Source organism: Trinickia sp. HAY1-2D (assembly GCF_056754935.1).
This window is the reverse complement of the sequence record NZ_JBPGWX010000002.1, coordinates 2,236,413-2,256,795: the sequence shown is the minus strand read 5'-3', so window position 1 is coordinate 2,256,795 and position 20,383 is coordinate 2,236,413. Positions and strand designations below refer to the sequence as shown.

Here is a 20,383-nt window from a genome sequence, read left to right as displayed (position 1 = left end):
CAAGACTCAGACCTGGATGACACCGATTCTCGTTTTCGACATCGAGACCATTCCCGATGTCGCCGGCATTCGCCGGCTCGATGGCCTTCCCGAGTCGATGAGCGACGTCGAGGTGGCGGAGCACGCCTTCGCAGCCCGCCGCGAAAAAACCGGCACCGATTTCCTCCCGCACTACCTCCAGCGTGTCGCGGCGATCTCCTGCGTGTTTCGCGACCGCGGCGGTTTTCGGGTGCGCTCGCTCGGTACGCCCGAGGACGGCGAAGCCGCGTTGGTTCAGTCCTTCTATCGCGTCATCGAAAAGTACACGCCGCAACTCGTTTCATGGAACGGCGGAGGCTTCGATCTGCCGGTCCTGCACTATCGCGCACTCGTGCACGGCGTCTCGGCTCCGCGCTATTGGGATCTGGGCGAAGACGATCGCGAGTTCAAATGGAATAACTACATCAGCCGCTACCACGCGCGTCACACCGATTTGATGGACGTGCTCGCGATGTATCAGGCCCGCGCGAATGCACCGCTCGACGCGCTCGCCAAGCTGTGCGGGTTCCCGGGCAAGCTCGGGATGGACGGTGCTCAGGTCTGGACGGCCTTCCGTGACGGGCGTATCGAGGAGATCCGCCAATATTGCGAGACGGATGTGGTCAACACCTACCTGCTTTATTGCCGCTTTCAATTGATGCGCGGCGCATTTTCGGCTGACGAGTACGCCGACGAGATCGCATTCGTCAAGAACGCGCTCGCGCAGGAACCGGGCGCGCAGTGGCCCGAGTACCTGGCCGCATTCGAAACCACCTAGTCCGCGGTTTGGCCGTTCATGGCGCGGCGCCTAGCGCAGCTCGAGAACGATCGGCTGATGATCCGAAGCCTGCGTAGCCCCATCGATCTCGCATCGCACGAGGCGATCGCACAGATCGGCGGTCACGAATAGGAAGTCGCAGGGAATTGCGCCCGAGGACCATTGCGCTTTGTCATAGACACCCGCCGTGGGCGGCGGCGTACGGCCGGGATGAAGAAACGTCCATGCATCGACGAAGCCCGGTCCGTCATCGATCGGTTCGATGAAGCGCCGATACGCGGGCGATCCGAATTCGCTGTTGAAGTCGCCGCAGACGATCGCGCTGACTGGGCGGCCTGAGGGAGCGAACGGACCGGTGGCATTTTCGGCCGGTGCCGGATGGCGTGCATGGTCGGCCGCTTCGCGCTGCAGGCGTCGCAGTTCGTCGACTTGGGCGAGTCGTTGACTGAGCGAATAGAATTCGAGATGGGTGACGATAACGCGCAACGGCCCGCGCGGTGCCTGCAACACGGCCTCCAGCGCGACGCGCTGCATCGACGGTCCGCTCGCGTCGGCCGGCCACGGCAAGCTGTGGCGAATGACCTTTTCGACGGGCAAGCGGCTGGCCAGCGCGTTTCCGAATTGGCGACGGGGAAGGCCCGCGGCGGTGGGCGGCAGGTCTGCGCCGATCGCATCGAGCACGGTAAAACCGGGAAGCGCGGCCGCGAGGTCGGCGAATTGATCGTCCGAAGGGCCGCCCGGTAAGGCGCGAAAGCCGCGCGTGACCTCCTGGAGGGCAAGGATGTCGAAATCCGCGAGCTTACGGGCTTCATCGACGGTGCGCGCAAGATCGACCACGCCGTGTGCGTCGCGTCCCCATTGAATGTTCCAGCTGAGTAACCGCATCATGGACTCCTTCGGTGTGCCGTTGGCCCCCGTCGTTCGTCTACAATCTCGCCTTTCATTCGATTTCCGCCAGGAAAAAGCCGGTGTCTGAATCTTCCCGCCCCATCGTGCCGCGCATCAAGTCTGCCAGACCGGATACTGTCTCTGCTCCCGCCCCAATGATCGAGATCGACTCGCTCGACATGGATGCGCGAGGCGTCGGACGCCTCGTCGATGAGAACGGCGCGCCCGGGAAAGTCATTTTTGTCGAAGGGGCCTTGCCTGGCGAGCGTGTCACCTACGCGAGCTATCGGAGAAAGCCGAGCTACGAGCAGGCGCAGGTCGTCGACGTTCTGCGCGAAAGCGTGATGCGTACAGCGCCGCGCTGCGCGTTTTTCGGCACCTGCGGTGGCTGCTCGATGCAGCACCTCGATGCCCGCGCGCAGGTGGCCGTGAAGCAACGCGTACTCGAGGACAATCTATGGCATCTGGCGAAGCTTCGCCCGGAAACGGTGTTCCGGCCGATCCACGGGCCGACGTGGGGCTACCGCTACCGGGCGCGCCTCACGGTGCGCCATGTGGTGAAAAAGGGCGGGGTGCTCGTCGGTTTCCATGAAAGAAAAAGCAGCTATGTCGCCGATATGACGAGCTGCGAAGTGCTGCCCCCGCACGTCTCGGCGCTGCTCGTGCCGCTGCGCCGGCTCGTCGAAAGCCTGTCGATTCGCGAGCGGCTGCCGCAGATCGAAGTGGCCGTAGGCTCGAGCGTGACCGCACTCGTGCTACGCGTGCTCGAACCGATGAATGCCGAGGACGAAGCGCAGGTGCGGCAGTTCGCGGATCAGCATGGCGTCCAGTTCTGGGTGCAGCCGAAAGGTCCGGACACCGCCGTGCCGTTTTACCCGCTCGACGTCGCCCTCGATTACACGCTCCCCGAGTTCGGCATCCGCATGCCGTTCAAGCCGACGGACTTCACTCAGGTCAATCATGCGATCAATCGCGTGCTCGTCGGTCGTGCGGTACGTTTGCTCGCGCCGTCACCGAGCGATCGCGTGCTCGATCTCTTTTGCGGACTCGGCAATTTCACGCTGCCGCTGGCACGGCGCGCACGCGAAGTCGTGGGCATCGAGGGCAGCGAGACGCTGACGGCCCGAGCGCTCGAGAACGCGCGCTCGAACGGCGTCGACGCCCATACGTCATTCGCCTGCCGCAACCTCTTCGAGATGACTGCCGACGACCTGCGCGTGCTCGGGCCGTTCGACAAATTCCTCGTCGACCCGCCGCGCGAGGGCGCGCTGGCCGTTGCGAAGGGGCTCGCCGAGATTGCGCAAAGCGGACAAGGACCGCTGCCGAGCCGGATCGTCTACGTGTCCTGCAACCCGGCGACGCTCGCGCGCGATGCGGGGCTCCTCGTGCATGAAGCTGGATATCGGCTCAAGGGCGCCGGCGTGGTCAACATGTTTCCGCACACTTCGCACGTCGAATCGATTGCGCTTTTCGAGCGGGACTGAGCCCGAAGAGACCAGGCGAAAAAAAACCGGCCGAAGGCCGGTTTTTCTGTGGCTGGCAGCGCTCGATTAGTTGCGGTTACCGCCGAAAATCCCGAGCAGCGAGAGCAGATTGACGAACACGTTGTAAAGATCCAGGTAGATCGCGAGCGTGGCCGTGATGTAATTCGTCTCGCCGCCGTTCACGACGCGCTGCACATCGAACAGCATGTAGGCCGAAAAGATCGCGATGGCGAGCACCGAGACGGTCAGCATCAGTGCGGGCAGGTGCAGGAACATGTTCGCGACCATTGCCAGCAACAAGACGATCACGCCCATGAAGAGCCACTTGCCCAGCCCGGAGAAGTCACGCTTGCTGACCGTGGCGATCGTTGCCATGGCCGTAAAGATGACGCCGGTACCGCCGAAGGCCAGCATGATCAGCGAAGGGCCGTTCGAGAAGCCGAGGATGAAGCTCAGCAGCCGCGACAGCATGAGGCCCATGAAGAACGTGAAGCCGAGCAGCACGACAACGCCGACGCCGCTGTTTTTCGTCCGCTCGATCGCGAACATGAAGCCGAATGCGATCGCGAAAAACGCGAGCAGGCTCATGGCGGGGCTCGTCGCGGCAAAGAGCGAGAAGCCCGACACGACGCCGACCCAAGCCCCGAGCACCGTCGGCACCATCGACAGCGCGAGCAGCCAATAAGTGTTCCGTAGCACGCGGTTGCGGGTTTCCGCCGTGGCGATGGCGCCGCCGCGGCCGAAGTTGTACGGATAGTCGTTCATGCTTTCTCCTTGCGTAAGACGCAGTGACGTTGGGCAGGCTCGAACACGCGACAGGGCGTTTTTCCAGGCCATCCCGACACTAAGATAGGTACGGGCGCCGCGAGTTTCAACGGCCGCGTATGCGACCGGCATCCTATTCATTCGAACCTTTCACCCTCGTAAGGGTTCAATCGCAATCATACACCGGAACATGCTACAATTGCAGATTCGTTAGAAATCGTAACCCCTTAATTTTTTGGAGTTTTTATGGCGATCGAGCGTACCCTGTCGATTATCAAGCCTGACGCAGTGGCAAAAAACGTGATCGGGCAGATCTACAGCCGCTTTGAGAATGCGGGCCTCAAGATCGTGGCGGCCCGGATGGCGCAGCTTTCGCGCGCCGATGCTGAGAAATTCTACGCCGTGCACGCCGCGCGTCCGTTTTTCAAGGATCTCGTGGAATTCATGATTTCGGGCCCCGTCATGGTGCAAGTGCTCGAAGGCGAGGACGCGATTCTCAAGAACCGCGATCTGATGGGCGCAACGGATCCGAAGAAGGCCGACAAGGGAACGATTCGCGCGGACTTCGCCGACAGCATCGACGCCAATGCCGTGCACGGCTCGGATGCGGCGGAAACCGCTCGCGTGGAAATCGGTTTCTTCTTCCCCGAGATCAACGTTTATTCGCGCTGACGAGCGCGCTCGGGCGCAATGCCCGATAGGGCGCGAACGGCACCGGTCGGCTTCGCACGCGATGCGGGCGCTGGCACGACCGGTGCTGACGCAGTGAAACAGCAGGATTCGATATGACGAGCAGTTCATCCGTCAACCTTCTCGATCTCGACGCCGAGGGTCTCGTCGCCTATTGCGACAGCCTGGGCGAGAAGGCGTTTCGCGCCAAGCAGTTGCAGCGTTGGATCCATCAATACAACGCCGCCGACTTCGACGGCATGACCGACCTCGCGAAGTCGCTGCGCGAAAAGCTCAAGGGCCGCGCGACGCTGACGATGCCGGCCGTCGTCAGCGATCACGTCTCGGCCGACGGCACGCGCAAATGGCTCGTCGACGTCGGCAACGGGAACGCGGTCGAGACCGTTTTCATTCCCGAGGAAACGCGCGGCACGCTGTGCGTGTCGTCACAGGCGGGATGCGCCGTCAACTGCCGTTTTTGTTCCACTGGGAAGCAGGGTTTTTCCCGTAATCTGACGACAGGCGAGATCATCGGGCAGTTGCGCATGGCCGAGTTCGCGTTGCGCGCGGCCTCGGGCGGCGCCGAAACGGGCAAGGGCGAGCGCGTCATCACCAATGTGGTGATGATGGGCATGGGCGAGCCGCTACTCAATTACGATGCGCTCGTGCCGGCGTTGCGGCTGATGCTCGACGATAACGCCTACGGGTTGTCGCGCCGGCGTGTCACGGTCTCCACTTCGGGAGTCGTGCCGATGATGGACCGGCTCGGCGCCGATGTGCCGGTGGCGCTCGCTGTATCGTTGCACGCACCGAACGACGCATTGCGCGACGAACTGGTGCCGCTGAACAAGAAATACCCGCTCGCCGAGTTGATGGCTGCGTGCCGGCGCTATCTGACCGTGGCGCCGCGCGATTTCATCACATTCGAGTACTGCATGCTGGACGGCGTCAACGACAGCGAGACCCACGCAAGGGAGCTCCTCGCGCTGACCGCCGACGTGCCGTGCAAGTTCAACCTCATTCCGTTCAATCCGTTTCCGGAGTCGGGGCTCCTGCGCTCGAAAGCCGAGCGCATCAAACGGTTCGCTCAGATTCTCATCGATGCCGGGGTCGTGACGACCGTGCGCAAGACGCGCGGAGACGACATCGATGCCGCCTGCGGTCAGCTCGCGGGGGCCGTCAAGGATCGCACGCGCGTAGCCGAGCGGATGGAGCGGTCAAGCCGGGTCATCGAGCTGCGGCGCGCTCAGTGAATGCCCGTAGCGGGCGCAACACCCCTGTCGGCACGACGGGCCACGAAGTGTCAAGAAGCGGCAGAAAGCAGCAAGAAGCACGGAAGCGATACGTGGTGCAGCGCATTTTGTTATAAACGGTCTGCGAATCCGGCGGACGAAAAGTCGAACCGGGGCGCACAGGTGAAAAAGAATCGACGCGAGGATCAGGGATGAGTGAGCCGCAGCATCCGCATACAGAGGGCACTCAGACGGGCGAGGGACAATCGGGGCCGGTTTCGACCGGGCATCGTGCCGCGCCACAATCGGGGCACGCGGCAATCGCGGCCTCGTTCGGCTCGCTTGCAGCGGCGGGGGCATGCCTCGCGCAGTTGCGCGAGGCGAAGGGATGGTCGATCGACGATGTGTCGGCACGGCTGAAGGTACCGCCGGCCAAGATGCGAGCGCTGGAGTCGGGCGACGTCAGCCATTTTCCGGGCACGACGTTCGCGCTCGGGGTCGTGCGCAGCTACGCCAAGATGCTGGGCGTCGACGCGGCGCCGTTCGTGCAGGCGTTGCGCCGCGAGAAAGGCGAGCCGGAGCCCGATCTTTCGATGCCGGCATCGACGGGCACCGATTTGCCGCGCGGGCGCGTCTCGGTTTCGTTGGGCGGCACGCCGAGGCACCGCTCGTGGTGGTGGGGGGTTGCCGCTGTCGCCGTCGGGCTCGTTGCGCTCGTCATGTGGCATAGCGGCGGTCAACCGCCGGCTTGGCTCGCGCGCCTGAAAGCGAGCGCGAACGGTGCGGCGGCGAATTCGAGCGGTCCGTCGACGACGACCGCGCAAGGACAGACGATCGCATCGGGTACCGCGGCCGCCGCGGATACCGGGTTCGCGCCGGCCAGCGCGCCGGCCGCGGTTGCCGGCGATGCAAGCGAAGGACAGGCGCTCACGCCCACCCCGCTTGCATCGCTTTCCGCCGCCACTCCGGCTTCGGCGCAGCAGCCCTTGCCGCCGGCACAGGCGCCGGCTGCCGCGGTAACACCGGCACCGGCCGCGCAAGCGCCAGCGCTCGCCGCGGCGAGCGCGGCAACGCCGGCCGAGGCGTCGGCCGTTCCGGCGGGTGCCACGACGCTTTCGTTCGCCGTGACGCAGGACAGCTGGTTCAGCGTACGCGACAAGGCAGGCAAGGAAGTGTTCTCGGGTATCGTGCACGCTGGCGATACCAAACAAGTGACGGGCCAAGCGCCTTTGAAGGTGATCGCGGGCAATCGGGCGGGCCTTCAGTCGGTCACGGTTGACGGCAAGCCCGTCGAGGCCGCGAAGTACGGTCCGATTAAAGGCAATGTCGCGCGCTTCACGCTGCCGTGAGTATGAGCGTGGGCGCCGGCGCCGCCGCCGCTGTGGCGCCTCTTACATGGGTGAACCGCCGCTCATGAGCGCGCGGAGCACGTAGCGTAATCAGCAACAATGGGTCTTTCGATGCAATCCGACAGCAGCAGCCAGATTTGTTCGTCCGAGCCGATTTTCGGCGGCCCCGCTCCGCGCCGCGTCTCGCATGCCGTGGACGTCCGGTGGGGCGGTCAGCTGGTGACGATCGGCGGGGATGCTCCCGTGCGCATTCAATCGATGACGAACACGGATACGGCCGACGCGATCGGCACGGCAATCCAGGTGAAAGAGCTGGCTCAGGCCGGCTCCGAGCTCGTCCGTATCACCGTGAATACGCCGGAAGCCGCACGGGAGGTACCGGCCATTCGCGAACAGCTCGATCGCATGGGTGTGTTCGTGCCGCTCGTCGGCGATTTCCATTACAACGGCCATTTGTTGCTGCGTGACTATCCGGGCTGCGCCGAGGCGCTGTCGAAATATCGGATCAACCCCGGCAACGTCGGGCAGGGCGCCAAGCGCGACACGCAGTTCGCGCAGATGATCGAGGCCGCGATCCGTTACGACAAGCCCGTGCGCATCGGCGTCAATTGGGGCAGCCTCGACCAGGATCTGCTCGCGCGGATGATGGATGAAAACGCGGCGCGCAGCTCACCCTGGGATGCGCAAAGCGTCATGTACGAGGCGCTGATCCAATCGGCCATCGGCTCCGCGGAGCGCGCCGTGGAACTTGGCCTCTCGCGCGACAAAATCATTCTGTCGTGCAAAGTGAGCGGCGTGCAGGATCTGATCGCCGTCTATCGTGAGCTTGCGCGCCGCTGCCGCTTCGCGCTGCATCTCGGGCTGACGGAGGCCGGGATGGGTTCGAAAGGCATCGTCGCTTCGACAGCCGCGCTGGGCGTGCTGCTGCAGCAAGGCATCGGCGATACGATCCGCATCTCGCTCACGCCCGAGCCCGGTGCGTCGCGTACCGGCGAAGTCATCGTGGGCCAGGAGATACTGCAGACCATGGGACTGCGTTCGTTCACGCCGATGGTCATTGCTTGCCCAGGGTGCGGCCGTACGACGAGCACGCTGTTCCAGGAACTGGCCGCGCAGATCCAGTCCTATCTGCGCGCGCAGATGCCCGTTTGGCGCGAGCAGTACCCCGGCGTCGAGAAGATGCATGTCGCCGTGATGGGATGCATCGTCAACGGTCCGGGCGAATCGAAGCAGGCGAATATCGGCATCAGCCTGCCGGGCTCGGGAGAAAACCCCGCCGCGCCTGTCTTCATCGACGGGGAAAAGGTCAAGACGCTGCGCGGAGAGCGCATCGCCGAGGAATTCCAGCAAATCGTGAGCGACTACGTCGAGCGCCGGTATGGCCGCGCTGTCGTCGCGAACTGAGCGTCAATCGCCAACACAATCCAGTATGACTGAACCGAAAAAGAAGCTCGAGAAACTGACCGGCGTGAAAGGCATGAACGACATCCTCCCGCAGGATGCCGCGCTCTGGGAGTTTTTCGAGTCCACCGTGAAGTCGATGCTGCGTGCGTACGGCTATCAGAACATCCGTACGCCCATCGTCGAGCACACGCAGCTGTTCACACGCGGTATCGGCGAGGTGACCGATATCGTCGAGAAGGAGATGTACAGCTTCGTCGATGCGCTGAACGGCGAAAATCTGACGCTGCGCCCGGAAAACACCGCGGCCGTCGTACGCGCCTGCATCGAGCACAATCTGCTTTACGACGGTCCGAAGCGGCTTTGGTACGTCGGTCCGATGTTTCGTCACGAGCGGCCTCAGCGCGGGCGTTACCGGCAGTTTCACCAGGTCGGCGTGGAAGCGCTGGGCTTTGCGGGCCCCGACACCGATGCCGAGATCATCCTCATGTGCCAGCGCTTGTGGGATGACCTCGGCTTGACCGGTATTCGGCTGGAAATCAACTCGCTCGGTCTGGCCGAAGAGCGTGCCGCGCATCGCATCGAACTGATCCGGTATCTCGAACAGCATGTCGATGCGCTCGATGAGGACGCGAAACGCCGCCTCTACACGAACCCGCTGCGCGTGCTCGATACGAAGAATCCCGCGCTGCAGGAAATCGCGCAAAATGCGCCGAAGCTCATCGACTTCCTCGGCGAGGAGTCGCGTGCGCACTTCGAAGGACTGCAGCGGCTCTTGAAGGCCAACAACCTGCCGTTCTCGATCAATCCGCGGCTCGTACGCGGGCTCGACTATTACAACCTGACCGTATTCGAGTGGGTCACCGACAAGCTCGGCGCGCAAGGCACCGTGGCCGCCGGTGGCCGCTACGATCCGCTCATCGAGCAACTGGGCGGCAAGCCGACCGCCGCGTGCGGATGGGCGATGGGCGTGGAGCGCATTCTCGAGCTGCTGAAGGAAGATGGGCTCGTGCCGCAGGAAGAAGGTTGCGATGTCTATGTCGTCCACCAGGGCGACGCCGCGCGCGAGCAGGCGTTCGTGATCGCCGAGCGCTTGCGCGATACGGGCCTCGACGTCGTCTTGCACTGCAGCGCCGACGGCGCGTCGGCGAGCTTCAAATCGCAGATGAAACGCGCCGATGCGAGCGGAGCCGCGTTCGCCGTCATCCTCGGCGAAGACGAGGTCGCGAGCGGGACGGTGGCGGTCAAGCCGTTGCGCGAAACGGGCGCTGCGGGCGAGAAAAGCGAACAACGCAGCGTTCAGGTCGAAAACTTGACCGAATTTCTAATCAATGCGATGGTTGCAACCGCCGAAGACGGCGAGGATTGATGCACGCCCCGTGCGGCGCATGACGGCGACCCGACAATCACAAGACGCAGGAAAGAAGGAATCGCTTGGCGATGAGTTATCACGACGAACAAGAATCGATAGAGAGCTTCAAGGCCTGGTGGGCGCAGTGGGGTAACGCGGCGACCTGGATCGTCCTCGTTGCGCTCCTTGCCGCTGCCGCCTGGAACGGTTGGAATTTCTGGCAACGACGCGAGGCGGCTCAAGCGGCGGTGCTGTACGAGCAAGTGCAGCAGGCGGTTTCGTCGAAGAACAAGGCGAACGTGGTGCGGGATGCCGCCGACATGGAATCGCGGTACGACGGCACGGCGTATGCCCAAATGACCGCGCTCGCCGCGGCCAAGGCGTTGTACGAGGCCGGCGATATCGCGGCGGCAAAAACCCAGCTGCAATGGGCGATCGACCACGCGAAGGACGACGAATACAAGGAAATCGCGAAGCTGCGGCTCGCGGGCGTCCTGCTCGACGAGAAGTCGTACGATGCGGGCCTTGCATTACTGGCCGGCACGCCACCCGAGGGGTTCAAGGGCGTCGTAGCCGACCGTCGCGGCGATCTGCTGGCCGCTGGCGGCAAACGCGACGACGCGCGTGCCGCCTATCAGGTCGCACTCGATTCACTGGCGAAGAGCGACACGTCCGCGCGTCAGCTGATTCAATTCAAGCTCGACGCGCTGGGCAGCTGAGCCGGCTCAGCGATGGCGCGCCGGTTCGCCGTCGGGCGGTTGCCGCATAGGCAGCGCCGCTCGCCTCGATTGATCAACCCTAGACGATGCTTCGCCCTCCAATGAATTTGCTGAAACGTTTCGCCGTGCCCGTTGCTTGTGCGATGACCGTCCTCGCGATGACAGCCTGCTCGTCTTCCAAGGACGAGCGTCGCGTGCCGACACCGCTTACGGAGTTCAAGCCCGCCCTCACGGTCGAGCGCGTCTGGCGCGCGAGCGTCGGCAAGGCGGGGCGCTACCTGTTTTCTCCGATTGCGGTCGGCGACGCGGTCTATGCGGCTGGCGCGGGCGGCGCCGTGGCGAAGATCGATGCCAAGACGGGCAAGGAAATCTGGCACACCAAGCTTCACACCGATCTGACGGCCGGCGTCGGCAGCGACGGCACCTTGACGGCGGTCGGCGCGGTGCGCGGCGGCGTCTATGTGCTCGATGCGAACGGCAAGCAACTCTGGAAATCCGATGTACCGGGCGAGGTCATCTCGCCGCCGCTCGTCGGCAACGGGCTCGTGCTCGTGCGCACGATCGACGGACAGATCAATGCGTTCAATGCGCAGACCGGCGAGCTCAAGTGGGTCTATCACAACCGGGCGGTGCCGCTCAATCTGCGCGTGTCGGCCGGAATGACCTTCGCGGGCGACGCGGCGGTGCTGGCCGGATTCCCGGGCGGCGGGCTGGCCGCGATCGACTTGAAGACGGGCGACGATTACTGGCAGGCGCCCGTGTCGTTCCCGAAGGGCGTCACCGAAGTCGAGCGGATCAACGACGTGACGGGCGCGCCGGTTCTCGTGGGCGCCGAAGCTTGCGCCGCGACGTTCCAGGGGCGCATCGGCTGCTTCGATGCGAATTCGGGACGACCGATTTGGGAACAGCCGTTCTCGAGCACGACGGGGGTGGCGCAAGACGGCGCCACGGTGATCTCGAGCGACGATTGGTCCGTCGCGGAGGCATTCGGCGCCAGCGACGGCCACGTGCTCTGGCGTAACGACAAGCTCAAGAATCGCGATCTGAGCGCACCGCTGTTGCTCGGGCCGTCGGCCGTCTTTGGCGATTACAAGGGCTTTGTACATTTCCTCTCGCGCGACGACGGCTCGTTCGTGGCGCGCGTACCGACCGACGGCAGTCGTATCAGCGCGCCGCCCGTGGTAGCGGGCGATACGCTGGTCGTTCAGACGAAGGACGGCAACTTATTCGGTTTCCGCCCGCGCTGAGCGCAAAAGCGGGCGGCGCCTGGCTAGCCGCCCTGGGCCGCTCCGTGCCGGCCTTTCCCTATCGATGAGGCAGCCGCCGGTTTCGCACGGCGCGGCCCGTCGGTCGCGCCCCGCATGGGCGTCATGACGCGATCGTGATAACGTGCGGCAAGACGACAGGCCTTTTACGGCGCGCGCCGCGCGAAGCCGCGCTGCCCGGGCGCCGGCGCTTCAGGCAACGCGCGCGCCATCCGGTGCCGATCACGGCACCGGCGCTTTACTTTGATGACATCTCATGAAACCCGTTATTGCCCTCGTTGGGCGCCCCAATGTGGGGAAATCCACGCTGTTCAATCGGCTCACTCGCTCGCGGGACGCTCTCGTCGCCGACTTGCCGGGTCTCACGCGCGATCGCCATTACGGTGAGGGGCGCGCGGGCGACAGACCTTATCTCGTCGTCGACACCGGAGGCTTCGAGCCCGTGGCGAAGGACGGCATCCTTCACGAGATGGCTCGCCAGACGCGGCAAGCGGTCGAGGAATCCGACGTCGTGGTTTTCATCGTCGACGGCCGCAACGGCCTGGCGCCGCAGGACAAGTCGATCGCCGAGTACCTGCGCAAGACGGGGCGGCCTATCATGCTCGTCGTCAACAAGGCGGAAGGCATGAAGTACACCGCCGTCGCGGCGGATTTCTACGAGCTTGGACTCGGCGATCCGCGGGCGATTTCGTCCGCGCACGGCGACGGTGTCACCGAAATGATCAACGATGCGCTCGAGATCGCGTATTCGGGCCGTCCTGACGAAGCGGAGGCGGACCAGGCTGCGCACGGCGTCAAGATCGCCATCGTCGGCCGCCCGAACGTGGGCAAGTCCACCCTGGTCAATGCGCTGATCGGGGAGGATCGCGTCATTGCGTTCGACATGCCCGGCACGACGCGCGATTCGATCTATGTGGACTTCGAGCGGCAGGGCCGCCACTACACGCTCATCGACACGGCCGGGTTACGCCGTCGGGGCAAGGTATTCGAGGCCGTCGAGAAGTTCTCGGTCGTCAAGACACTGCAATCGATTGCCGATGCAAACGTCGTCATTTTGCTGCTCGATGCGCGTCAGGATATTTCCGATCAGGACGCGCATATCGCAGGATTCGTCGTCGAGCAGGGGCGCGCGCTCGTCGTCGGTGTCAACAAATGGGATGGACTCGACGAACATGTGCGCGAACGCACGAAGGCCGATCTGAAGCGCAAGCTGAAGTTCCTGGAATTCGCCAAATTCCATTTCGTTTCCGCCACGGAGAAGTCCGGCATTGGCGCGTTGATGCGCTCCGTCGACGCGGCGTATGCCGCGGCCATGGCGAAACTGCCGACGCCGAAGCTCACGCGTGCGCTCATCGAAGCGGTCGAGTTCCAGCAGCCGCGGCGTCGCGGACCCGTACGCCCGAAACTGCGTTACGCGCACCAGGGGGGGCAGAATCCCCCGATCATCGTGATTCACGGTAATGCGCTCGATGCGGTGACGGATACCTATAAACGGTACCTCGAGAACCGCTTCAGAGAAACTTTCTCGCTGACCGGAACTCCATTGCGCATAGAGTTTCGCTCATCGGCGAACCCCTACGCGGACAAGAGCTGACCGGCTCCGACGAAGGATCGGCCGGACGGCCGGGCACCGCGTGCGCCAACGAAAATCGGCTATAGTGTAGCGATTGACGCCGGATCTCTTTTTCTTCGGCGTCGATGTGGATCCAACCTGCAAAAAAACGACGGAGTTTGCTATGAGCAACAAAGGGCAATTGTTACAAGACCCGTTTTTGAACGCACTGCGCAAAGAGCACGTGCCTGTCTCGATTTATCTGGTCAACGGCATCAAGCTGCAAGGGAACATCGAATCGTTCGACCAGTACGTCGTGTTGCTCCGGAATACCGTTACTCAGATGGTTTACAAGCACGCTATTTCGACGGTCGTTCCCGCCCGTCCGGTCAATTTCCATCCGGACGCCGAGACGTCCTGAACCCATCATTGCGGACGGCATGGCGGCATTTGCACCGCGCCGCCGTGCCGGCCCCTCCAATTTGACGTCCACCAATTTGATCAACGCAGCGCTCGTCGGCATCGATTTCGGCAAGATCGACTTCGAAGCCAGTCTCGAAGAACTCAGCCTGCTCGCGCAAAGCGCGGGCGCCCATCCCGCCGTGATGTTGACGGGGCGCAGGTCCAGCCCCGATGCCGCGCTGTTCGTCGGCAGCGGCAAGGCCGAGGAGTTGCGCCTCGCCTGCGAGGCGAACGACATCGAAATCGTCATCTTCAACCATTCGCTCGCACCGGCACAGCAACGCAATCTGGAGCGGGCGCTTAATCGGCGCGTGATCGATCGGACAAGCCTCATTCTCGACATCTTCGCCCAGCGTGCCCGCAGCCACGAGGGCAAGCTCCAAGTGGAGCTTGCTCAGTTGCAGTACATCGCAACGCGGCTCGTGCGCGCTTGGACTCACCTCGAGCGGCAAAAAGGCGGTATCGGCCTGCGCGGGCCCGGCGAAACGCAGCTCGAGACGGACCGGCGGCTCATCGGCGACCGTATCAAGATGCTCAAGACGCGCCTCGCGAAGCTGCAGCGCCAGCATGGCACGCAGCGCCGCCAGCGCCAGCGTAACCGCACGTTGTCGGTCTCGCTCGTGGGCTACACGAACGCAGGCAAATCCACGCTCTTCAATGCGTTGACGAAGGCGCAAGCCTATGCGGCCGATCAACTGTTCGCCACGCTCGATACGACATCGCGGCGCGTGTTCCTCGGCGACGAGGCCGGCCAGGTCGTGGTGTCCGATACGGTCGGGTTCATTCGCGAGTTGCCGCACCAACTCGTGGCTGCGTTTCGCGCGACGCTGGAGGAGACGATCCATGCGGATGTGCTGCTGCATGTCGTCGACGCGTCGAGCGGCGTGCGGCTCGATCAGATCGATCAAGTGAACGAGGTCTTGCGCGAGATCGGCGCGGATACCGTGCGGCAAGTCCTCGTCTTCAACAAGATCGATGCGGTGCCGGAACTCGAGGCTCGCAAGGACGCGGTCGAGCGCGACGAGTATGGTAATATCTCGCGCGTCTTTTTGAGCGCGCGCACGGGGCAAGGACTCGATTCGCTGCGCGCAGCCATCGCCGAGATCGCCACCTCAGAACATCTCCCAGACACCGGGCGGGCGCTGCCGGAACCCCAGGCAGCGGCGGACGAGCACAAAGATTTCGACGTACCGCGACTGGACGGAATGGCGGTTGTGCGCCGCTCCGATCTGCATTGACCGGCTCTCCCAACTCGAGCGAACGAACACAGGTGAACGAATACAACGAGCGGAGTTTCTGGATGCGTGCGCGCGCCATTCTTTCCATCAGCGATCCTCGTTGGGGGCGCAGCGACGGCAACGGCGACCGGCAGCGTCCGAACGAGCCGAACCGTGGGCGCGGCAACGGCGAAGGGCCGCCGGATCTCGACGAGATGTGGCGCGAATTCAATCGGCGCCTTTCGCGGCTTTTCGGCGGCAAGGGCGGCGGCCCCGGGCCGGGCGAACGCCGGCCCGATAACGGGCGTGCCGCGCGCGTGGGTGTCGGCATCGTCATCGGCGTACTCGTGGCGATCTACATCGGCAGTGGCGTTTTCGTCGTACAAGACGGCCAAACCGGCGTCGTGCTGCAGTTCGGAAAATTGCGCAGGACGGTGGGCCCTGGTGTCCATCTGCGCTCGCCGTATCCGTTCGAGACGAGCGAAATCGTCAACGTAGCGGAGATCCGCTCGGTCGAAGTCGGTCGGCGCAATGCCGTGAACGACGGCAACCTGATGGATGCCTCGATGCTCACGCGGGATGGCGACATCCTCAACGTGCGCTTCAGTGTGCAATACCAGGTCAAATCGCCGACCGACTACCTCTTTCACGCGGTCGACCCCGATCGCAGCGTGACGCAGGCCGCTCAGGCGGCGGCGCGCGCGATTGTCGGCGCGAGCGGCACGCAGGCGCTGCTCGATCAGAATCGCGATCAACTGAGCCAGCAATTGGCCACCGCGATTCAGCGCTCGCTCGACCTGTATCGCGCGGGGCTGACCGTTGCCGGCGTGACGATTCAGAGCATCGAGCCGCCACAGCAGGTGCAAGCGGCGTTCGACGATGCGCTTCGGGCGAAAGACGACCGTGAGCGCATGAAGCGCGAAGCGCAGGCGTACGCGAACGAAGTTCTGCCGCGCGCGCAAGCCGATGCCGCCCGCTCGATCGACGATGCGAAGGCTTATGCCGAGCGCGTGGTGACGCAGGCCCAAGGCGACGCGGATCGTTTCTCTCAGGTTTATGCCCAGTACGCCAAGGCGCCCGCCATCGTGCGCGAGCGAATGTATCTCGATACCATGCGTGACATCTATTCGAACACGACCAAGGTTTTCGTCGACACGAAAGCGGGGTCGAGCGTCGTCCAGTTGCAGCTCGACAAGCTGATCGAGGCGAAGGGACGAGGCGCGGGCGATGCTCAGGCGGCGCCGGGGGCGCCAGCGCCCGCATCGTCTGCCGCGGCGCCCACGCAGGGCGCTTCTGCGGCCGCACCGGCCGTCGCCTCTCCCGCAAGCCGCGCGGCCGCCGCGAGCGACGCGGTACGTTCACGCGACGGGTTCCGAAGCCGCTCGCGCGAAGACGATTTGCAGCAATGAGGGGCGCCTGATCATGAACCGTATCGTTGCGCTCGTCATCGTCGTCGTCTTGCTGCTGTTCGCGGGCGCATCCACGCTCGTAGTCGTCGATCAGCGGCATGTCGCCATCGTCTATTCGCGCGGCCACGCGGACCCGACGGTCGTCGGCCCAGGCCTGCATTTCAAGCTGCCCACCCCCCTTCAAGCGGCGGCGCGCATGGATATGCGCATCCAGACCGTCGATGCCGGCAATCCCGATCGCTACACGACGTCGGACAAAAGCGATCTGCTCGTCAGTCCGCTCCTGAAGTATCGCGTCGTCGAACCGCTCAAGCTGTTTGCGACTACCGGGGGCGACCTGCAAAGTGCTCCCGAGCGTCTGAGCGCGCTCGCGCGCGAGGCGCTCGCCGATGCGCTCGGCAAGCGCACGCTGACCGATACCCTTTCGCATCAGACTCAGATTGCGGCGAGTGCCCGCGAGGCGATGGCGAACGGTGCCCGTTCGCTCGGTATCGATGTCGTCGATCTGCAACTCGTGCGCGTCGATTTTGCAGGGAACATGTCCGACACCGTCTACAAACGCATGGCGGCGGAGCGCGAGCAGGCGGCGAGCGCGGCACGCGCGGACGGTGCCGCGCAGGCAGAGGCGATCAAGGCGGACGCCGACCGGCAGCGCCAGACCGTGCTGGCCGACGCATACAAACAGGCCCAGACGATCAAGGGTCAAGGCGATGCAAAAGCCGCGGAAATCGCTGCGGACGCGTTCAGCCGGGACCCGGGTTTCTATCAGTTTTATCAGAGCATGCAGGCCTATCGGGCGGTGTTCAAGCCGAACGACGTGATCGTCGTCGATCCGGACAGCCAGTTTTTCCGCTTCATGCGCAGCTCCGGCGGCAATGCCGATGCGGCCACCCGCGCCGAGGCTGCGCCGAAAAAACACTGACAAGAGGGGACGCCGCGCTCATCGGGCCGCGGCTGAAAGCGTATGGACATGGCTGGCTCGTTACTGCTTGCGGTCGCGTTGATGCTCATTATCGAGGGCATGTTCCCGTTCGTATTCCCGACCGCGTGGCGGGAGACGTTCCGTAAAATTGCGGCACGCCCGACGCATCATATTCGCGTCGGCGGGCTCATCGTCATGGCGTTGGGTCTCGTGTTGCTTCTCGTGGCCACATGAGGCCGTGCGTTATCCATTAATGTCGTAGGACTCACCTGAATGTCGACCTGGCTGCTTCCCGAGAATATTGCCGATGTGCTGCCGTCGGAAGCGCGAAAGATCGAGGAGTTGCGCCGCGCGCTGCTCGATCGGTTTCGCGCCTACGGCTATGAGCTGGTGATGCCGCCGCTGCTGGAATATCTCGAATCGCTTCTCACGAGCGGCGGCGCGGACCTCAATCTGCGCACGTTCAAGCTTGTCGACCAGTTATCGGGTCGCACGCTGGGACTCAGAGCCGATACGACACCCCAGGTGGCGCGCATCGATGCGCATCTGCTGAATCGGCAGGGCGTTACGCGGCTTTGTTACGCGGGCAGTGTGTTGCATACCCGGCCGCGCGGACTCCACGCGACGCGCGAGCAGATTCAGGTAGGCGCCGAGCTCTACGGTCACGCGGGGTTGGAAGCCGATGTCGAAGTTCAGCAGTTGATGCTCGATGCCATGCGGCTGGCCGGGTTCGACAAGGTCCGGCTCGATCTTTGCCATGCCGGCGTACTCGCCGCGTTGTTCGCGCGCGAACCGGCCGCGGCGGCCATGGGCGAGACGCTTTACGAGGCGCTCGCGGGCAAGGACGTCGCGCGCCTCGACGAACTCACGCAAGGGCTCGACGCACCCATCCGCGACGCGCTGCGGCTGTTGCCTTCGCTCTATGGCGACGCATCGGTGCTCGAGCTAGCGCGGCAGCGTCTGCCGCAATGGCCCGATATCGCGCAGGCGCTCGATGACCTGGCGTTCCTCGCGGCGCAAGTCGAGGGAGCCGAAGTGACGATCGATCTGGCCGATCTGCGTGGCTATGCCTATCACAGCGGTGTCATGTTTTCCGCCTACGTGGATGGCGTATCGAATGCCGTTGCGCGGGGCGGGCGCTACGACCATGTCGGTCAGGCGTATGGGCGCGCCCGCGCGGCCACCGGTTTTTCGCTCGATCTGCGCGAGCTTGCCCGGATTTTGCCGGCCCAGGCGCGCAGCAGTGCGATCCTGGCACCGTGGCGGCATGACGACGCGTTACGTGCCAGCGTCGCCGCTCTGCGCGATGCGGGAGAAATCGTCATTCAGGCGTTGCCGGGCCACGATCACGACCTCGACGAATTCGCCTGCGATCGCGTGCTCATCGAGCGCGACGGCGCGTGGGTAGTCGAGGTGCGACGGCCGTAAGTCGCGCGCACCGCGACCGGTGCCGCATCGTCCAGGAATCCCATGCCGTTGACGCGAAACGAAAAAGTCGGAACGCCCGGCGAACATGGGTAGAATACGTTTTTAACCAGCTCAAGAATCAACATGTCTGCCAGTGCAGTGAACGCAGCCCAGGGACGCAACGTCGTCGTCGTCGGGACTCAATGGGGTGATGAAGGCAAAGGCAAGATCGTCGACTGGCTGACGGACCACGCGCAAGGCGTCGTGCGTTTCCAGGGCGGTCATAACGCCGGCCATACGCTCATCATCGGTGGCAAAAAAACCATCCTGCGTCTGATCCCGTCGGGCATCATGCGTGCGGACGTGGCCTGCTATATCGGCAACGGTGTCGTGCTCTCGCCGGAGGCGCTCTTCAAGGAAATCGAAGAGCTCGAAGCAGCCGGCCTCGATGTGCGGCGGCGCCTCTTCATCTCCGAAGCGGCCACACTGATCCTCCCGTACCACGTTGCCATCGACCAGGGGCGCGAGTTGCGCCGAGGCGCCGGCAAGATCGGCACGACGGGCCGTGGCATCGGCCCCGCGTACGAAGACAAGGTAGGCCGGCGCGCGTTGCGCGTTCAGGATCTGTTTGCCCCGGCGGCTTTCGCCGAGCGTCTGCGGGACAACCTCGATTTTCATAATTTCGTGCTGACCCAGTATCTGGGTGCTCCGGCGGTCGATTTCCAGCAAACGCTCGACACGATGCTCGGCTACGCCGAACGCATCGGGCCCATGGTCACCGATGTATCGCGGCGCTTGTACGACGAAAACGCCGCGGGGCGCAACCTGCTGTTCGAGGGTGCGCAAGGCACGCTGCTCGACATCGATCACGGTACTTATCCGTTCGTGACATCGAGTAATTGCGTGGCCGGTGCCGCCGCCGCCGGCGCAGGTGTCGGGCCGCAAAAGCTTCATTACATCCTCGGGATCACGAAAGCGTACTGCACGCGTGTCGGCGCGGGGCCATTCCCGAGCGAACTCTACGATGCGGACAATCCAAATCGGCAGGAGACGGTCGGCGTGACGCTCGCGAACGTCGGCAAGGAATTCGGCTCGGTGACGGGCCGGCCGCGTCGCACCGGCTGGTTGGACGCCGCCGCGCTGCGCCGCTCGATCCAGATCAACGGCGTGTCGGGGCTGTGCATGACGAAGCTCGATGTGCTCGACGGGCTTGACGAAGTGAAGTTGTGTGTCGGCTACAAGATCGACGGCAAGGATGTCGATCTGCTTCCGCGGGGTGCCGCCGAGGTGGCGCGCTGCGAGCCGGTCTACGAGACGTTCGGCGGCTGGAAGGAGAGCACGATCGGGATCACGCAGTGGAGCGAGCTGCCGGCGACCGCGCAGGCGTATCTGACGCGTGTTCAGGAAGTGGCGGGCGTGCCGATCGATATGGTCTCGACGGGTCCGGACCGGGACGAAACGATCCTGCTGCGTCATCCGTTCAAGGTGTAACGGG

The 20,383-nt window shown here is 64.0% G+C and carries 19 protein-coding genes; 17 read left to right on the top strand and 2 right to left on the bottom strand.

Features of this window, described 5'->3' with window-relative positions; translation table 11 throughout:
- Window positions 1-16 precede the first annotated feature (16 nt).
- Entirely contained in the window at window positions 17-796 is a 780-nt protein-coding gene (locus ACR9ZC_RS17660) for a 3'-5' exonuclease (protein WP_481581283.1), read from the top strand.
- A gap of 30 nt (window positions 797-826) precedes the next feature.
- On the opposite strand, the gene ACR9ZC_RS17655 is transcribed toward ACR9ZC_RS17660, so the two are convergent.
- The gene (locus ACR9ZC_RS17655) at window positions 827-1,681 is read right to left on the bottom strand and encodes an endonuclease/exonuclease/phosphatase family protein (protein ID WP_481582705.1); all 855 of its coding nucleotides are present in this window, start codon (window positions 1,679-1,681) and stop codon (window positions 827-829) included.
- A gap of 107 nt (window positions 1,682-1,788) precedes the next feature.
- Here ACR9ZC_RS17655 and rlmD point away from each other — a divergent pair, with 107 nt between their 5' ends.
- The gene (gene rlmD, locus ACR9ZC_RS17650; RefSeq protein WP_481582704.1) at window positions 1,789-3,168 is read left to right on the top strand and encodes a 23S rRNA (uracil(1939)-C(5))-methyltransferase RlmD; all 1,380 of its coding nucleotides are present in this window, start codon (window positions 1,789-1,791) and stop codon (window positions 3,166-3,168) included.
- 66 nt (window positions 3,169-3,234) lie between these two features.
- Here rlmD and ACR9ZC_RS17645 read toward each other — a convergent pair whose 3' ends face one another.
- Entirely contained in the window at window positions 3,235-3,933 is a 699-nt protein-coding gene (locus tag ACR9ZC_RS17645; protein WP_173257213.1) for a Bax inhibitor-1/YccA family protein, read from the bottom strand.
- 246 nt (window positions 3,934-4,179) lie between these two features.
- Here ACR9ZC_RS17645 and ndk point away from each other — a divergent pair, with 246 nt between their 5' ends.
- The 15 genes from ndk to ACR9ZC_RS17570 all read left to right on the top strand — a co-directional run bounded on the left by ndk (window position 4,180) and on the right by ACR9ZC_RS17570 (window position 20,379).
- A complete protein-coding gene (gene ndk / locus ACR9ZC_RS17640; protein WP_331569800.1) occupies window positions 4,180-4,605 on the top strand; it encodes a nucleoside-diphosphate kinase in 426 nt (141 codons plus the stop codon).
- A 113-nt stretch (window positions 4,606-4,718) separates the two neighbouring features.
- Entirely contained in the window at window positions 4,719-5,855 is a 1,137-nt protein-coding gene (rlmN, locus tag ACR9ZC_RS17635; RefSeq protein ID WP_481581282.1) for a dual-specificity RNA methyltransferase RlmN, read from the top strand.
- A gap of 191 nt (window positions 5,856-6,046) precedes the next feature.
- Window positions 6,047-7,183 (top strand): RodZ domain-containing protein, encoded by a 1,137-nt coding sequence (locus tag ACR9ZC_RS17630; protein ID WP_481581281.1) that lies wholly within the window; start codon window positions 6,047-6,049, stop codon window positions 7,181-7,183.
- Window positions 7,184-7,282: 99 nt separating this feature from the next.
- Complete coding sequence (gene ispG / locus ACR9ZC_RS17625; RefSeq protein ID WP_481581280.1) at window positions 7,283-8,587, top strand: flavodoxin-dependent (E)-4-hydroxy-3-methylbut-2-enyl-diphosphate synthase; 1,305 nt, start codon at window positions 7,283-7,285, stop codon at window positions 8,585-8,587.
- A 25-nt stretch (window positions 8,588-8,612) separates the two neighbouring features.
- Window positions 8,613-9,953, top strand: a complete 1,341-nt coding sequence (gene hisS / locus ACR9ZC_RS17620) for a histidine--tRNA ligase (protein WP_481581279.1) — start codon at window positions 8,613-8,615, stop codon at window positions 9,951-9,953.
- Between the two features lie 71 nt (window positions 9,954-10,024).
- The gene (locus tag ACR9ZC_RS17615; RefSeq protein WP_331569790.1) at window positions 10,025-10,654 is read left to right on the top strand and encodes a tetratricopeptide repeat protein; all 630 of its coding nucleotides are present in this window, start codon (window positions 10,025-10,027) and stop codon (window positions 10,652-10,654) included.
- Between the two features lie 101 nt (window positions 10,655-10,755).
- Complete coding sequence (gene bamB, locus ACR9ZC_RS17610) at window positions 10,756-11,901, top strand: outer membrane protein assembly factor BamB (RefSeq protein WP_481581278.1); 1,146 nt, start codon at window positions 10,756-10,758, stop codon at window positions 11,899-11,901.
- A gap of 274 nt (window positions 11,902-12,175) precedes the next feature.
- On the top strand, window positions 12,176-13,513 hold the full coding sequence (der, locus tag ACR9ZC_RS17605; RefSeq protein ID WP_481581277.1) for a ribosome biogenesis GTPase Der: 1,338 nt from the start codon (window positions 12,176-12,178) through the stop codon (window positions 13,511-13,513).
- Window positions 13,514-13,655: 142 nt separating this feature from the next.
- Window positions 13,656-13,892 (top strand): RNA chaperone Hfq, encoded by a 237-nt coding sequence (hfq, locus tag ACR9ZC_RS17600; protein WP_035930711.1) that lies wholly within the window; start codon window positions 13,656-13,658, stop codon window positions 13,890-13,892.
- Between the two features lie 76 nt (window positions 13,893-13,968).
- Window positions 13,969-15,171 (top strand): GTPase HflX, encoded by a 1,203-nt coding sequence (gene hflX / locus ACR9ZC_RS17595; protein WP_331569923.1) that lies wholly within the window; start codon window positions 13,969-13,971, stop codon window positions 15,169-15,171.
- A gap of 32 nt (window positions 15,172-15,203) precedes the next feature.
- Window positions 15,204-16,559 (top strand): FtsH protease activity modulator HflK, encoded by a 1,356-nt coding sequence (gene hflK, locus ACR9ZC_RS17590; protein ID WP_481581276.1) that lies wholly within the window; start codon window positions 15,204-15,206, stop codon window positions 16,557-16,559.
- 13 nt (window positions 16,560-16,572) lie between these two features.
- The gene (hflC, locus tag ACR9ZC_RS17585) at window positions 16,573-17,481 is read left to right on the top strand and encodes a protease modulator HflC (protein WP_481581275.1); all 909 of its coding nucleotides are present in this window, start codon (window positions 16,573-16,575) and stop codon (window positions 17,479-17,481) included.
- Window positions 17,482-17,523: 42 nt separating this feature from the next.
- Window positions 17,524-17,715 carry a DUF2065 domain-containing protein gene (locus ACR9ZC_RS17580; RefSeq protein ID WP_331569780.1) on the top strand — a complete coding sequence of 64 codons (192 nt, stop codon included), beginning with the start codon at window positions 17,524-17,526 and terminating at the stop codon, window positions 17,713-17,715.
- Window positions 17,716-17,754: 39 nt separating this feature from the next.
- Window positions 17,755-18,909 carry an ATP phosphoribosyltransferase regulatory subunit gene (locus tag ACR9ZC_RS17575; RefSeq protein WP_481581274.1) on the top strand — a complete coding sequence of 385 codons (1,155 nt, stop codon included), beginning with the start codon at window positions 17,755-17,757 and terminating at the stop codon, window positions 18,907-18,909.
- A gap of 123 nt (window positions 18,910-19,032) precedes the next feature.
- Window positions 19,033-20,379 carry an adenylosuccinate synthase gene (locus ACR9ZC_RS17570; protein WP_481581273.1) on the top strand — a complete coding sequence of 449 codons (1,347 nt, stop codon included), beginning with the start codon at window positions 19,033-19,035 and terminating at the stop codon, window positions 20,377-20,379.
- The last annotated feature ends 4 nt before the right edge of the window (window positions 20,380-20,383 follow it).